Origin of the sequence: Citrobacter sp. C13, from assembly GCF_014596815.2 — a bacterium.
GTDB classification, from domain to species: domain Bacteria; phylum Pseudomonadota; class Gammaproteobacteria; order Enterobacterales; family Enterobacteriaceae; genus Citrobacter; species Citrobacter portucalensis.
The window spans coordinates 1,995,688-2,010,288 of sequence record NZ_CP115024.1 but is presented as its reverse complement, the minus strand read 5'-3'; the positions used below and the strand labels follow the sequence as shown (position 1 = coordinate 2,010,288).

Sequence of the window (14,601 nt, the reverse complement as noted above, 5' to 3'; positions counted from 1 at the left end):
CTCGCTTTGACAATGGGCATCCTTATAGGGTCACAGTAAAAGCTAACAGGAAGTGAAACCTTTCTATTTCTGCCAGAAGGATTCGTGAAATGGCAAGAATACAAAGAGTCCGGCAACGTACATCACTTATTTTATAAAACGGCGTTTCTATTTAATTGAGTGAGAGACTGAAATGTTGAAACAACCAGCAGTTTCAACTGCTGCTCTGAATGACAGAGGGTGTTAACGGTAGTTCACAATCACCTGATTGCTCTGAATGCGTAACGCGGGGATCAGGCGACCACCGCCGGGGACCTCCCAGACAAAATGCATCGGTTCAATGGCCGGAACGTTATTGAACCCGTTGGTGGTCCCACTTTGCCCGTCCAGCTCGACACAACGGGACTGAGAACATAAACGCACCCGCAAACCTGCGGGCGTGGGGCCATTCAGCTCATAGCGCCAGGCCACCAGCGTCATCAAGCCTGAGACCGGCTGGCTGGGAACCAAAGGATCAGACGAGGCTGATTGGCCACGGTGATTTAAGGTGATCCCCATGCCACTTGCCTGCCAGGCCCCTTCTCCAGCGGCCTGCGCCACCAGAGGAAAAAACAACAACCACAGTAGCTTACGCATTATTTACCTCCAATGGTCGCCGTCATACGGATATGGCGGTTATCGGAAAGCTCCATGTTCGATAACACCACCAGCTGCGGGATGCTGCGACGTAAAAACCGCGCCAGTAACGGACGTAACGCGTGATTAACCAGCAAGACCGGCGGCGCGCCCAACATTTCCTGCCGGGACAGCGCTTCCTGAGTCTGCGCCAGCAGGCGGTCTGCCAGCCCAGGCTCCAGGCCGCCGCCTCCCTGCAGCGCTTGCAGCAGCAAACGCTCGAGCGGAGTATCAAGGCCGATAACCTGAACCTCTTCATTCCCCGGGAACCACTGCTGAGTGATAGCGCGTCCTAACGCAACACGGACCACCGCGGTAAGCTCATGCGGATCGTTTTGCAGCGGCGCATGTTCCGCCAGCGTCTCAAGGATGGTGCGCATATCGCGAATCGGTACTTTCTCATCCAGTAAGTTCTGCAGCACTTTATGCAGCGTGGTGAGCGTCACAACGCCCGGCACCAGATCTTCCGTCAGCTTTGGCATCTCCTGCGACACACGGTCCAGTAGCTGCTGCGCCTCCTGACGGCCAAACAGCTCGGCGGCGAACTGGCCAATCAGGTGGTTAAGATGCGTAGCGACAACAGTACTGGCTTCAACCACCGTAAAGCCCTGAATCTGCGCCTGTTCCTTCAATGCGCTTTCAATCCAGATAGCGTCCAGTCCGAAAGCCGGATCGACCGTTTTCTCGCCCGGCAGCGACCCGGCGGCAGTACCCGGGTTAATGGCCAGCCAGCGTCCCGGATAGGCGTCACCGCTGCCAATCTCTACCCCTTTCATCAAAATTCGATAGCGGGCCGGCTGCAGATCCATATTGTCTCGAATGTGTACCACCGGCGGCAGGAAGCCCATATCCTGGGCAAATTTCTTACGAATACTGCGAATTCGCCCCAGTAACTCGCCATCCTGCTGAAAATCTACCATTGGGATCAGGCGGTAACCAACCTCCATGCCCAGCGAATCTTCCAGCTGCACGTCGTTCCATGTGGCTTCCACCACGGAGTTGTTTTCCGGCATTTTCACCGGCTGCGGTTCATCTGGCGCTTTTTGCTCACGACCGCGCATCCACCATGCCAGGGCCAACAATGCGGCAGTAAACATCAGAAACACCAGGTTCGGCATGCCCGGAACCAGACCCAAAAGTCCAAGTACCGCCGCACTGAGCAACATGACGCTGGGGTTGCTGAACAGTTGGGTCACCATCTGTTCGCCTACGTCCTGGTCGGTACTCACGCGGGTCACGATAACACCCGCCGCGGTAGAGATAACCAGCGCAGGAATTTGTGCCACCAGCCCGTCACCGATGGTCAGCAGGGTATAACTTTCCGCAGCGCTGCCCATGCTCATACCATGTTGCAACACCCCAACTAACAGACCGCCGACCACGTTGATTACCATGATCAAAATACCAGCGATGGCATCTCCACGGACGAATTTACTCGCACCGTCCATTGAGCCGTAAAAATCCGCTTCCTGGGTCACTTCCGAGCGTCGTTTTTTAGCTTCATCTTCGCCAATCAGACCGGCATTTAAATCTGCATCAATCGCCATCTGCTTGCCGGGCATACCATCCAGAACGAAGCGCGCGCCAACCTCGGCGATACGTCCGGCACCTTTGGTGATTACCATAAAGTTAATGATGACGAGAATCACGAAGACCACGATGCCGATCGCGAAGTTACCGCCCACCAGGAAGTGGCCGAAGGCTTCAACCACCTTCCCCGCCGCCGCCGCGCCGGTGTGTCCTTCCATTAAAATGATACGGGTAGACGCGACGTTCAGGGCCAGACGTAATAATGTGGTAAACAGCAAAATCGTCGGGAATGCGGCAAACTCCAGCGTACGCTGGGTGAACATCGCCACCAGCAGCACCATGATCGACAGCGCAATATTAAATGTGAACAGCAAATCGAGGACGAAAGCCGGCAGCGGCAGCACCATCATCGACAGGATCAGCAGGATGAGGATCGGTCCGGCAAGGATTTGCCATTGCGTGGATTTCAGGTTGCTGGGCAGACGCAGCATCGCGACCAGATTAGCCATCAGTATTCTTCTCGTTCATGAAATCCAGTGCTTCAGGCACCGGAAGGTTTTCAGGTTGTGGTGGACGCTTGCCGCCAGCCAGACGCCAGCGTTTTAGCTGCCATACCCATGCCAGTACTTCAGCAACGGCGGCATACAATTGACCAGGTATTTGCTGACCAATTTCAGCATGGCGATAGAGCGCACGCGCCAGTGGCGGCGCTTCTAATGTCGGGACACGGTGCTCTGCGCCAATTTCACGGATGCGCAGCGCAACCAGCCCGGCCCCTTTCGCAACAACTTTCGGGGCACTCATTTTGTTCTCGTCATACTTCAACGCCACTGAGTAGTGCGTAGGGTTAGTGACAATAACGTCTGCTTTCGGCACATCCGCCATCATGCGACGCTGAGCGGCCGCGCGCTGCATTTGACGAATTTTGCCCTTAACGTGCGGGTCACCTTCGCTTTGCTTAAATTCATCGCGGATATCCTGACGCGACATACGTAGCTTTTTCACATGGCTATAGATCTGGAAAAAGACGTCGAACCCCACCATCGGAATAACGCCAAGTACCACCAGTAGTGCACACATACCGACTAAATCCAGGGCGTTGCCCATCGCCGTAATCGGTGACTCCGCCATCAGACGCATCATCGCCGGCCAGTTATGCCAGAGATAAAATCCGGCCACGCTTCCCACTAACGTGGACTTCAGTATCGCTTTGAGCAGTTCTGCGCCGGTTTGCGCGGAAAACATGCGCTTAATGCCCGGTAACGGATTCAGCTTAGAGAATTTGGGTTGCAGGGATTTACCGCTGAAAATCAAGCCACCAAGCATCACCGGGGAGATTAGTGCCACCAGAACGACGCCGGTAATCAACGGCAACAGCGCAATCATCGCGTCTTTAATCAGCAGGATGATTTGGCTGAGGATCAGATTCGGGTCGTTGACCATACTGTGGTCAAAACGTAATCCGGTCGACAGCATGCCAGCCAGTCTGCGGGCAAGCGACTCCCCACCAATCCAGATAATGCACACACCCACCAGCAAAATAAGCAGTGAGGTCAGCTCTTTGGATCGGGGGATCTGCCCTTCTTCCCGTGCTTTTTCAAGTCGGTGGGGTGTGGGGGCTTCTGTTTTGTCGTCGTCGCTTTCTTCTGCCACGCATCAGACCCTGGATAGAGATATAGGCGAGAATGATGCCAGAACAGCTATCCAGCAATGGGAAGAGTAAGCGGTAAAAAAGACGGGATTTATGGCTTTAAGCAGAATTGCGCGTAAGCCGGATGAGAGGTCCACGCCTCACATCCGGCAAATACGCATCAGAACCCGAGGCTGTCCAGCAGGTCGTCAACCTGATCCTGGCTTGCCACTACGCCAGCTTTCGAGGCGTCAACCTGCGGGCCGTTAAGCAAGCTTTCGTTTTCACGTTTTGGACGAGCGCCCTGTTCCGGAATGTTTTCCAACAGAACCATCAGCAGCTGACGTTCAATTTCCTGGATAACATCCATCATGCGCTTGATGACCTGTCCGGTGAGATCCTGGAAATCCTGCGCCATCATGATGTCCAGCAACTGGGCATTGGTAAAGCTGGTATGTCCGGGCACATCACCAAGGAACTGACGGGTATCGGTGACCAGTTCACGGGCATCAGACAGTTCGATCGGATTTTCGAACCATTCATCCCAGCGTTTGGTCAGATCTTTGGCCCCTTTTTCCATCGCGTCCTGATGCGGCTGCGAAGCTTCTACGCTGTTCAGCGCGCGCTCTGCCGCCTGAGCGGTCATCTGTACAACGTAATCGAGACGATCGCGGGCATCGGGAATCGCTTCTGCCGCTTCGGCAATGGCCTGATCCAGCCCCAGTTCACGCAAGCTGTCGCGCAGCATTCGGGTCAAACTGCCGATGCGCGCGATGATGTCCCCTGCAGAGTGTTCGTCAGCAGGTTTAATTTGTGGTTGCATCATCATCACACCCTCACATGCCCAGTTTCTCAAAGATTTTATTCAGTTTTTCTTCCAGCGTCGCCGCCGTGAACGGTTTCACGACATAGCCACTGGCGCCTGCTTGTGCTGCCGCAATGATGTTCTCTTTTTTCGCTTCTGCCGTGACCATCAGCACCGGCAGAGAAGCCATCCCGCCATCGGCCCGGATGGTTTTCAGCAGTTCCAGCCCATCCATGTTCGGCATGTTCCAGTCAGAAATAACAAAACCGAATCCCCCAGCCTGCAGCTTGTTCAGCGCATCTACGCCGTCTTCAGCCTCTTCAACATTGTTGAATCCCAGCTCTTTGAGCAGGTTACGCACGATGCGACGCATGGTGGAAAAGTCATCCACAACCAAAAACTTAAGCTCTTTATCCGCCATAAAAATAAACTCCTGATTCAAATACGTATTGCCTGTCCGGCACTAATTTTCACCAACATTTGCTGGCTCACCTGGCTAAGATCGACCACTTCGCTTACGCCACCCATATTGATGGCCTCGCGCGGCATGCCGAACACCACACAACTTGCTTCGTTTTGCGCAATGGTCCAGGCACCCGCCTGGTTCATCGCTAACATTCCGGCTGCGCCATCGTTGCCCATACCGGTCAGGATCACCCCGACGGCATTGCGCCCCGCATGTTTCGCCACCGAATGGAACAGCACATCCACTGAGGGCCGATGCCGATTAACTGGCGGACCGTCATGAATTTTGATTTGATAGTTCGCGCCGCTGCGCGCCAGTTCCATATGCTTGTCACCCGGCGCGATATACGCATGCCCTGGAAGCACACGTTCTCCGTCTTCTGCCTCTTTCACGGTTATCTGACACAGCTTGTTCAGACGTTCGGCGAACGAACGGGTAAATCCTGGCGGCATATGCTGAGTAATAAGAATACCGGGACTTGAAAGCGGCAATGGCTGGAGTACATGGCGAATTGCCTCTGTTCCTCCGGTTGAGGCGCCGATGACCAGCAGTTTTTCTGAACTGAGTAATGGCCCCGCTTTCAAGGTTGTGGGTGCCGCCATGGGCTTATGGGCCGCCAGTTTTGCGCGCGATGCGGTGCGGATTTTCTCCGCAATCATCTCGCTATACGCCAGCATTCCTTCGCGGATCCCCAGTTGCGGTTTGGTGACAAAATCAATCGCCCCCAGCTCCAGCGCCCGCAGCGTGACCTCTGAACCTTTACCGGTCAGCGAAGAAACCATGACTACCGGCATCGGACGCAGACGCATCAACTTCTCAAGAAAGTCGAGGCCGTCCATGCGCGGCATTTCCACGTCCAGCGTCAGGACGTCGGGATTGTATTTTTTGATTAAATCCCGGGCGACCAACGGATCCGGCGCCGTCGCCACCATTTCCATATCATTGTGGCTATTAATAATTTCGGTCATGATTTGACGCATCAATGCAGAATCATCTACCGACAACACCCTGATTTTACTCATGCTTTATCCTTACCTGGCGCATGCGCATACACGGTCTGTCCACGCAGGCTAAACTCGCGCACGAGGTTGCTAAAGTTTTCTGAATGACCTGCAAACAGCAGCCCATCGGGTTTAAGAAGAGGAACAAAACGGTGCAAAATGTCCTGCTGCGTCGTTTTATCGAAATAGATCATAACGTTACGACAAAATATGGCGTCGAACGGTCCGGGCACGTTGTACTGCTTATCCAGTAAATTCACGCTGGAAAATTCAACATGCCCTGCCAGTTCCTGCCGAACGCGTACCAGCCCTTCATGCGGCCCGGTGCCGCGCATGAAATAACGCTGCAACTGCTGGGGTGACAGCGTCTTTAGCTCATCGAGGCGGTAAATGCCGTTTCTGGCCTTTTCCAGCACTTCGGTATCAATGTCGCTGGCAAAAACACGCCAGCGGCCCGGTGCCATACCTAAGGTATCGGCAAGCGTAATCGCAATGCTGTAGGGTTCTTCTCCGGTTGACGCCGCCGCGCTCCAGACGCGGTATTCACCGCTGCGCCGACGAGCGTGATCTGACAGCACCGGAAAATGATGCCCTTCGCGAAAAAACGCGGTCAGGTTGGTAGTCAGGGAGTTAATAAAAGCCTGCCACTCAGCGCTGTTCTGGTTAGCTTCCAGCATGCTGAGATAGCGACCAAAGTCATCCAGCCCCAGGGTACGCAGACGACGAACCAGGCGGTTATAAACCATGTCCCGCTTATGGTCGGCCAGTACGATCCCCGCACGCTGGTAGATTAATTGACATATCCGACGAAAATGCGCGTCAGACAGCGCGAGGCGCTGTGTCATCTGTAACAATAATGACGTTTGCCCGGAGGGCAGAGATGATGTCATAGCGCCTTCTCAATCACATTCAGGATACAACGGGCGCAACCTGAGGCTGCGCCAACTCTTGTTTTGCTACGGTTTGCTCTTCAAGTTTAAAAAATGCGACACAAGCAGAAAGATGATCGGCCTGCGTCGCAAGTTGTCCGGCGGCGGATGCGGCTTCTTCCACCAGACCGGCGTTTTGCTGCGTCACGGAGTCCATCTGGCTGACGGCCTGCGCCACCTGCTCAATGCCTCTGCGCTGTTCATCGGATGCCGAGGCAATCTCGCCCATGATGTCGTTAACCCGGGTCACCGAACTGACAATTTCCGTCATCGTGCGCGACGCCATATCCACCAGTTGCGATCCCTGATGCACCCGGATGACGGATTCCTCAATCAGTCCCTTAATTTCTTTCGCCGCCTGTGCGCTACGGCTTGCCAGATTGCGCACTTCTCCGGCGACGACGGCAAAACCACGCCCTTGCTCCCCCGCTCTGGCGGCCTCTACCGCGGCATTCAACGCCAGGATATTGGTCTGGAAGGCAATGCTGTCAATCACCCCGATAATGTCGCCGATTTTCTGCGAGCTGGCAGAAATCTCATGCATGGTGCTGGCGACCCGGGACGTCTGCTCGCCACCTTTATGCGCTGTGTCTGCCGCACTTTTGGCGATTCCTGACGCCTGGCGTGCGTTATCAGCGTTCTGGCCGACGGTGGCGGTCAGTTGTTCCATGCTGGCCGCCGTTTGCGCCAGCGCAGCCGCCTGCTGTTCAGTCCGTGAAGACAAATCGTTATTGCCCATCGCGATTTCTGAAATACCGCTATGCATGGCTGAGCTGCCCTGACGAACGTCACTTACCGTTTCGCGTAACGCCTTTTGCATCTTCTGCAGGCTGGCAAAAATAGCCGAGATCTCATTGCGCCCATAAACCGCTACCGGTCGTGCTAGGTTCCCCGCGGCAATACTGTCGAAATGGCTGCCAATAATCGCCAGCGGCTGAACGATCATCTTGCGTGACCAGAACAGCGCACCGCTGGTGAGCAGTGCCGCCAGTACCACCATGGTGGCGAAAATCACCCCCGACATATGGTAATTACGCTGACTCTGCTCCCCCGCCGTTTGCAACACGCTGTCAATGTTGCTCTGCCACGCATTCACATTCGCATCAAAAGCATCCTGAGCCGCCTGCACCGGCGCGGTCAGAAAATCTGACAACTGATTGTTTTCAAGCCAGGTTGCCTGATGCGCGAGAGCGCTGTGCCACTGGCTGAAGCTATTCTCCGTTGCGCCAAACAGCGCCTTGCCTTGCTCCGTCGAATCCGACGTCGCCATAAAGCGTTTAAACATCAATTCAGACTGCGTCAGGCTATCGCGCGCGAGGGTCATCAGCGTTTTGATGTCCTCTGGCGGATAGCTCAGGGCAGTCAGCGTCCCTGCCTTATTAAGGGCCGTACTGGCCTGTAATAACACAGCGCGGGTTTGGGCCAGCGCAGCGCGTTGCTGATTACTCCGTTCGACCTGATTCAGGTTCTGAAAACCGTCCCGAAATGACCAGAAGGACAAGCCATTACTGCCAATCTGCAAAACTCCGCAGAGGATCAAAATCAAAAACAGCGTGGTCGAAATTCGAATACGATTAAACATCAACGCTCCCATCGGGCGGCACTGGCCGCGGTTTAACTATCAGTCAAAATGTTTCCCAATTCGTATCTTGTTCAATGCTCTGGCGCGGATAGGATGCGCTCGGGGCTGCAGGTAATCGTGTATCGCGCGGTTTTGTCGAGGCCGGACGTGACGCAAGACGGAAAGTCGATACCGACTGCGTTAAGCGACTGGCCTGTTCTTCAAGAGCGGCCGCTGCGGCAGCTGACTCCTGTACTAAAGAGGCGTTCTGCTGCGTAACACGATCCATTTCAGAGACCGCGAGCGCAACCTGATCAATCCCCCGGCTTTGCTCGTCAGATGCCGAGGCAATCTCGCCCATAATGTCTGTCACCCGCGTCACGGCATTGACGATATCGTTCATCGTTTCGCCAGCGCTTTCTACCAGTACGGAACCGGTATCAACCCGGGAAACGGAATCTTCAATCAATGCCTTAATCTCTTTCGCCGCCTGCGCACTGCGGCTTGCCAGATTACGCACTTCACCCGCCACCACAGCAAAGCCGCGGCCTTGCTCACCGGCACGCGCTGCTTCAACCGCCGCGTTCAGTGCGAGAATGTTGGTCTGAAAGGCAATGCCATCGATGACGCTGATGATGTCGGCGATTTTCTTCGAGCTATCGGCGATTTCGTGCATGGTGTTCACCACGCTATCAACCACTTTGCCGCCATGCTGCGCGGTATCGGACGCGCTTTTCGCCAGTTGCGAGGCCTGACGCGCGTTGTCCGCGTTTTGCTTCACGGTTGCGGTCAGCTGTTCCATGCTGGCTGCGGTCTCTTCCAGTGCAGACGCCTGCTGTTCCGTACGAGATGAAAGGTCAGTGTTTCCGCTGGCAATTTCGCTGGTACCGGAATAAATCGCATCAGAGCCTTCACGCACCAGGGTGACAGTTTCCGTCAAGGAGCGCTGCATATGATCAACCGTACTGGCCAGCTCGCCGATTTCGTTACGACCGCTAACAGCGAGAGTTGCGGTCAGGTTACCGCTGGCGATTTCCCGGATATGGGCAATGACACGGGACAGAGGATTAAGCAGGGTATGACGGATGCCGTACCAGACCACCACCAGAATCAGCACCAGCACGACGGCCAACACGCCAAGCTGCCATTGGGCAAAATGGTAATCCCGCGCGCTTTGATCAAATGCCTGGACGTAAAGCTTTTCGCTAACGCTGGCGTACTTGCCCAGCGCCTCGCCGAGCGCGTTTTGCATTCCCTGCGTAGGCTGCGCGAAGTAGGCGTCCATATTGCCGCTTTCCAGAAACTGAACCAGTTCTGCCAGGGCCGCATGGTACTGCTGGTATTTTTCCTCAACGTTGCCGCTGGCTTCTGCCATTTCCGGCAACGGTGTGATGTTTTTAAATTTTGCGTAATGCGTTTCGGCCTGCGCCAGCGATGCTTTCGCATTCTTCAGCAGATCGTTTTTAGCGCTGCTTTGCTGGTTAGACGCATCCATCATCATGCGCGCAGAAGAACGGCTTAAATTGATTCGTGTCTGCAGCATCAGATCCCATGTTGAGGTGAGTTCACTTTGCTGCTGTCGAAGATCGTTAGAAATAACAAAACTTTGCTGATTCTGCTGCAATGAAGAAAACAACAGACCACCGGAAACAAGCTGTAGCAGTGCGAAAACCCCCAGCACCATCATCAGCATTGTGACAACGCGGATACGGTTAAACATAAGGCACCTTCCTGAAAACGAGTTATCAACGTTATCGGCACTCGCTGAGATAACTTTACGTTTGCGAAAAGGAAATCCTGAAGGGATGTGAAGCCTGGCGAGGGGAAAATAAAACGGGTGCGCAGCAACCACAAATCATTCACATAAAAACACCATAATTATCATGTAAATAACATTTATTTTCATCGATGAGCACGGCCAGAATGGCCGAAGTACGCATTTTTATGTGATTGAGATCACACATACGCATCGTAAATACCACAACAAAATGGATAAAAAATTAAAAAAAGTTGTATCCGTTTACGCTTTAATCCAATTTATATGATGAATACTTCGTTACCACTTAATAAGTATAAAAAATGAGTAACCGATCAATAAATGTTAAATCCTTACTGAGGGCTTTTTAGTGGCAAATGCAAACAAACTCACGTTGTTTATCGTGATCTTCATGCTGGCGGGGATCCTGTCGGGTGCGGTGATCCACTCTTATGCCTCCCCCGGCGTTGTGACCGCCTGGGCCGATAACATTACGCTTCTTACCGACATCTTTTTACGCCTGATTAAAATGGTGATCGCGCCTTTAGTATTCAGCACCCTGACAGTTGGTATTATGCGCCTGGGAGAAACGTCCACCATCGGACGCGTGGGCGGCAAAGCGATGATCTGGTTTATCAGTTCTTCTATATTGTCTATCCTGGTCGGTCTGTTTGTGGTTTCCCTTGAGCAACCCGGCAGCGGGCTGAACCTGGCGATCCCGCTGGAAGCCACCGACACCGGCCTGGCCGTGGGCGGCATGAGCCTGAAAGGTTTTCTGACGCATACCATTCCAACCAGCATCGCCGAAGCGATGGCTAACAATGAGATCCTGCAAATTGTGGTGTTCTCAATGTTCTTCGGTATTGGTGGCGCATCGCTCGGAGAGAAATTTAACGCTCCACTGGTTGCCGCGCTGGATGTGGTTTCCCACATTATGCTGAAAGTGACCGGCTACGTGATGTACGTTGCGCCGCTGGCTATTTTTGCCGCCATCTCTTCCGTCATCTCCACCCAAGGGCTGGGGATCCTGCTTAACTATGCGTCGTTTATCGGCGGCTACTATGTGGCGATTTTGCTGACCTGCCTGGTTCTGCTGGCTGTGGGTTATGTCATGCTGAAAAAAGAGGTATTCCGTCTGGTGAGCATGCTGAAAGACCCGGTTCTGGTCGCATTCACTACCAGCAGCTCTGAGGCCGCTTATCCGAAAACGCTGGAGCAATTAACCAAATTTGGCTGCTCACCCAACATCGTGTCATTCGTGCTACCTATCGGTTATTCGTTTAACCTGGTCGGTTCCATGGTCTATTGTTCATTTGCCTCTATGTTTATCGCGCAGGCCTATAACATCCACCTATCCTTCGCAGAAATCACCGTCCTGATGCTGACGCTGATGCTGGCGTCCAAAGGGATTGCCGGTGTGCCACGTTCAGCACTGGTAGTGTTGGCTGCAACCATCCCGAGCTTTAACATTCCGGTCGCCGGGATCCTGTTGCTGATGGGAATTGACCACTTCCTGGATATGGGACGTTCAGCAATCAACGTATTAGGTAACGGGATTGCAACGGCGATGCTGGCGCAGGATGAAGGTTTACTGGAAGAAGAACCCGAGCTGGTTGAGCGGGAAGCGTAAGAGAGAAATCTGCCGGATGCGCTACGCTCATCCGGCCTGCAACAGCAATCATTGTAGGCCGGATGAGTTATGGCGATTATGCGACGTGGGAAGCGGCAATATCCAGCAGCGCCATTTCTTCGCTGTTCAGCAGCTTCTCAATGTTGACCAGAATCAGCATCCGGTCACCCAGCGCACCCAATCCCGTCAAATATTCCGTTGACAGCGTGACCGCAAACTCCGGTGCCGGACGGATTTGATCCGTTGTCAGCGACAGCACATCCGAGACGCCATCTACCACAATGCCAACCACCCGCTGACCCAGATTCAGCACGATCACCACGGTGTTTTCGTTGTAATCCACATCGCTCTGGCTAAATTTCACGCGCAGGTCGACGATAGGCACAATCACACCACGCAGGTTTGTGACGCCTTTGATAAACGCTGGCGTGTTAGCGATGCGCGTCACCTGATCATAACCACGGATTTCCTGCACTTTCAGGATATCGATACCGTACTCTTCATCCCCCAGCGTAAACACGAGGAATTCCTGACCTGACGGTTCGCCGGCCAGTTTAGTTACATTACTCATACCGGTCATATTATTCCCTTCTCACTCAATCAGGCGGCTGTGATCGCCACACGTTGTTCGCGGTTTAACCCCTGCAATGCAGAGACATCGACAATCAGCGCGACGCTGCCGTCGCCGAGGATCGTTGCAGCAGAAATACCTGGCACTTTGCGGTAGTTGCTTTCCAGGTTTTTGACCACCACCTGGTGTTGGCCAATTAACTGATCCACCAGCAGCGCATAGCGACGCCCTGCACTTTGTAAAATGACCACTATGCCCTGAGTCGCTTCAGTTTTAGCGCCTTCAACCTCAAAGACTTTCCACAACTCAACCAGCGGTAAATATTCGCCACGCACTTCCAGAACGCGCTCTCCTCCGGCCAGCGGATGGAGATCTTCTTCGCGCGGTTGCAGCGATTCCATAACGGCATTCAGTGGCAGAATGAAGACCTCATCGGCCACACGCACGGACATCCCGTCGAGGATCGCCAGCGTCAGCGGCAGCAGAATGCGAATAGTGGTCCCCTGTCCCTGTTTAGACTGGATCTCAACATGGCCGCCCATCTCCTGGATATTTCGCTTCACCACATCCATACCCACGCCGCGTCCGGAAACATCCGTCACCTGTTCGGCGGTCGAAAAGCCTGGAGCGAAGATCAGCATACCCACTTCGTCATCGCTCATGTTTTCGTGGATCGGCATGCCCTGAGAGACAGCTTTAGCCAGGATACGTTCGCGGTTCAGGCCAGCGCCATCATCGGTCACTTCAATACAAATATTCCCGCCCTGATGCTCCGCGGAAAGCGTCAGATTGCCGATTGGGCTTTTGCCGGATTCAAGGCGTTTTTCCGGCAATTCGATACCATGGTCGAGGCTGTTACGCACCAGGTGCGTCAACGGATCAATGATGCGTTCAATCAGGCTCTTATCGAGTTCGGTTGAGCTACCTACCTGCGTCAGCTCGACCTGTTTACCCAGCTTACCGGCCAGATCGCGCACCAGACGAGGGAAACGGCTGAAAACATACTCCATTGGCATCATACGAATAGACATCACCGACTCTTGCAAATCTCGGGCGTTACGTTGTAACTGACCCATACTGGTGATGAGATCGCCATGATTGACAGGATCCAGTTCGTTAGAGCGCTGGGCCAGCATCGACTGGGTTATCACCAACTCGCCAACCAGGTTAATAAGCTGATCAACCTTTTCAACCGCTACGCGGATACTGGTCGACTCGCTGGCGCGGGCGGGTTTTTCACGTTCCGCGCGGCTATGTGGTGCTTCACTGGTGGTAGCTTTCACCGCAGGTGCCACAGCAACCGGCTGCGGCCCAGTGACAACAGCTACCTCTTCAGCTTCAGCTGCCACAGGCGCTGCGCTGACGGTTTCGAATTCAATTTGGTCAGCTTCAATGACAAAGCAAAGCACCGCGATGATGTCATCTTCTGCGAGGTTGCCATCAAGCGTTGCTGATAACGTGTCGCTTCCTTTTACCACATCGGTTAAGGTCGCCAGATTCCCCAGTTCCTCTTCCAGTAAATCCACTTCGCTGGCTTTCAGGCGCGAGAGAGTAATGCGTTTTTTGCTCTCTTCACTGGCGGGTTCAGGCTTTGCAACCGCCTCTTCCTGCATCGCGGCGCTGTCAATAACGCTAAGTTTTGCTGGGTTGACAACTGCCGGTGCGGTTTCACCTTTCGCTTCGAGCGCTAACTGCCGTAACGCCTGGCAGATATACTCAAAACTGTCGGCATCAGGCTCCACTGAGCTTTTATAGGCGTCGAGCTGTTCCTGCATAATATCTTTCGTTTCCAAAAACAGGTTGATAATGTCGGCATTGAGCTGCATCTCGCCACGCCGCGCTTCATCCAGCAGGTTTTCCATCAGATGGGTCGTTTCCTGCAAAATGGTAAAGCCGAAGGTGCCCGCCCCGCCTTTAATCGAGTGCGCTGCACGAAAAATGGCATTCAGCTGTTCGGAATCTGGGGCTTCAGGAACCAAATCAAGCAGGTGTTGCTCCATATCAGCCAACAGTTCGTCAGCTTCATCAAAAAATGTCTGATAAAAATCGCTAATATCCATGCTCACGC

At 53.7% G+C, this 14,601-nt stretch carries 12 protein-coding genes; 1 reads left to right on the top strand and 11 read right to left on the bottom strand.

Going from position 1 to position 14,601, the window contains the following annotated elements:
- Positions 1 to 222: 222 nt before the first annotated feature.
- The 9 genes from flhe to tar form a co-directional block, all read right to left on the bottom strand.
- Positions 223 to 615 (bottom strand): flagellar protein FlhE, encoded by a 393-nt coding sequence (flhe, locus tag IB222_RS09500; protein WP_003833862.1) that lies wholly within the window; start codon positions 613 to 615, stop codon positions 223 to 225.
- The gene (gene flhA / locus IB222_RS09495; protein ID WP_003833865.1) at positions 615 to 2,693 is read right to left on the bottom strand and encodes a flagellar biosynthesis protein FlhA; all 2,079 of its coding nucleotides are present in this window, start codon (positions 2,691 to 2,693) and stop codon (positions 615 to 617) included. The genes flhe and flhA overlap by 1 nt, the downstream gene beginning before the upstream one ends.
- Positions 2,686 to 3,837, bottom strand: coding sequence for a flagellar biosynthesis protein FlhB (flhB, locus tag IB222_RS09490; protein WP_126317818.1), 1,152 nt, complete (start codon positions 3,835 to 3,837; stop codon positions 2,686 to 2,688). Before flhB ends, flhA begins: the two co-directional genes overlap by 8 nt.
- Positions 3,838 to 3,995: 158 nt before the next feature.
- On the bottom strand, positions 3,996 to 4,640 hold the full coding sequence (gene cheZ / locus IB222_RS09485) for a protein phosphatase CheZ (protein WP_003034659.1): 645 nt from the start codon (positions 4,638 to 4,640) through the stop codon (positions 3,996 to 3,998).
- A gap of 10 nt (positions 4,641 to 4,650) precedes the next feature.
- Positions 4,651 to 5,040: a chemotaxis response regulator CheY gene (gene cheY / locus IB222_RS09480; protein WP_003034656.1), complete on the bottom strand. Its 390-nt coding sequence runs from the start codon at positions 5,038 to 5,040 to the stop codon at positions 4,651 to 4,653.
- A 17-nt stretch (positions 5,041 to 5,057) separates the two neighbouring features.
- Positions 5,058 to 6,107 carry a chemotaxis response regulator protein-glutamate methylesterase gene (locus IB222_RS09475; RefSeq protein WP_148361849.1) on the bottom strand — a complete coding sequence of 350 codons (1,050 nt, stop codon included), beginning with the start codon at positions 6,105 to 6,107 and terminating at the stop codon, positions 5,058 to 5,060.
- Complete coding sequence (cheR, locus tag IB222_RS09470) at positions 6,104 to 6,976, bottom strand: protein-glutamate O-methyltransferase CheR (RefSeq protein ID WP_032943796.1); 873 nt, start codon at positions 6,974 to 6,976, stop codon at positions 6,104 to 6,106. The genes IB222_RS09475 and cheR overlap by 4 nt, the downstream gene beginning before the upstream one ends.
- Before the next feature lie 19 nt (positions 6,977 to 6,995).
- Positions 6,996 to 8,597, bottom strand: coding sequence for a methyl-accepting chemotaxis protein IV (gene tap / locus IB222_RS09465; RefSeq protein ID WP_148361848.1), 1,602 nt, complete (start codon positions 8,595 to 8,597; stop codon positions 6,996 to 6,998).
- Positions 8,598 to 8,640: 43 nt separating this feature from the next.
- On the bottom strand, positions 8,641 to 10,296 hold the full coding sequence (gene tar / locus IB222_RS09460; RefSeq protein ID WP_003833879.1) for a methyl-accepting chemotaxis protein II: 1,656 nt from the start codon (positions 10,294 to 10,296) through the stop codon (positions 8,641 to 8,643).
- 406 nt (positions 10,297 to 10,702) lie between these two features.
- Between tar and IB222_RS09455 the strand changes: the two genes are divergently transcribed.
- Entirely contained in the window at positions 10,703 to 11,962 is a 1,260-nt protein-coding gene (locus tag IB222_RS09455) for a dicarboxylate/amino acid:cation symporter (protein ID WP_003833882.1), read from the top strand.
- 76 nt (positions 11,963 to 12,038) lie between these two features.
- Here IB222_RS09455 and cheW read toward each other — a convergent pair whose 3' ends face one another.
- Together cheW and cheA are read right to left on the bottom strand one after the other, a co-directional pair.
- Positions 12,039 to 12,542 (bottom strand): chemotaxis protein CheW, encoded by a 504-nt coding sequence (gene cheW / locus IB222_RS09450; protein WP_003034638.1) that lies wholly within the window; start codon positions 12,540 to 12,542, stop codon positions 12,039 to 12,041.
- 20 nt (positions 12,543 to 12,562) lie between these two features.
- On the bottom strand, positions 12,563 to 14,599 hold the full coding sequence (gene cheA / locus IB222_RS09445; protein ID WP_148361847.1) for a chemotaxis protein CheA: 2,037 nt from the start codon (positions 14,597 to 14,599) through the stop codon (positions 12,563 to 12,565).
- Between the last annotated feature and the right edge of the window lie 2 nt (positions 14,600 to 14,601).

What these genes read in the sequence shown, in the direction of transcription:
- flhe (WP_003833862.1), bottom strand. Translation starts at nt 615, where the DNA reads ATGCGTAAGCTACTGTGGTTGTTGTTTTTTCCTCTGGTGGCGCAGGCC.
- flhA (WP_003833865.1), bottom strand. Translation starts at nt 2,693, where the DNA reads ATGGCTAATCTGGTCGCGATGCTGCGTCTGCCCAGCAACCTGAAATCC.
- cheZ (WP_003034659.1), bottom strand. Translation starts at nt 4,640, where the DNA reads ATGATGCAACCACAAATTAAACCTGCTGACGAACACTCTGCAGGGGAC.
- cheY (WP_003034656.1), bottom strand. Translation starts at nt 5,040, where the DNA reads ATGGCGGATAAAGAGCTTAAGTTTTTGGTTGTGGATGACTTTTCCACC.
- IB222_RS09475 (WP_148361849.1), bottom strand. Translation starts at nt 6,107, where the DNA reads ATGAGTAAAATCAGGGTGTTGTCGGTAGATGATTCTGCATTGATGCGT.
- cheR (WP_032943796.1), bottom strand. Translation starts at nt 6,976, where the DNA reads ATGACATCATCTCTGCCCTCCGGGCAAACGTCATTATTGTTACAGATG.
- tap (WP_148361848.1), bottom strand. Translation starts at nt 8,597, where the DNA reads ATGTTTAATCGTATTCGAATTTCGACCACGCTGTTTTTGATTTTGATC.
- tar (WP_003833879.1), bottom strand. Translation starts at nt 10,296, where the DNA reads ATGTTTAACCGTATCCGCGTTGTCACAATGCTGATGATGGTGCTGGGG.
- cheW (WP_003034638.1), bottom strand. Translation starts at nt 12,542, where the DNA reads ATGACCGGTATGAGTAATGTAACTAAACTGGCCGGCGAACCGTCAGGT.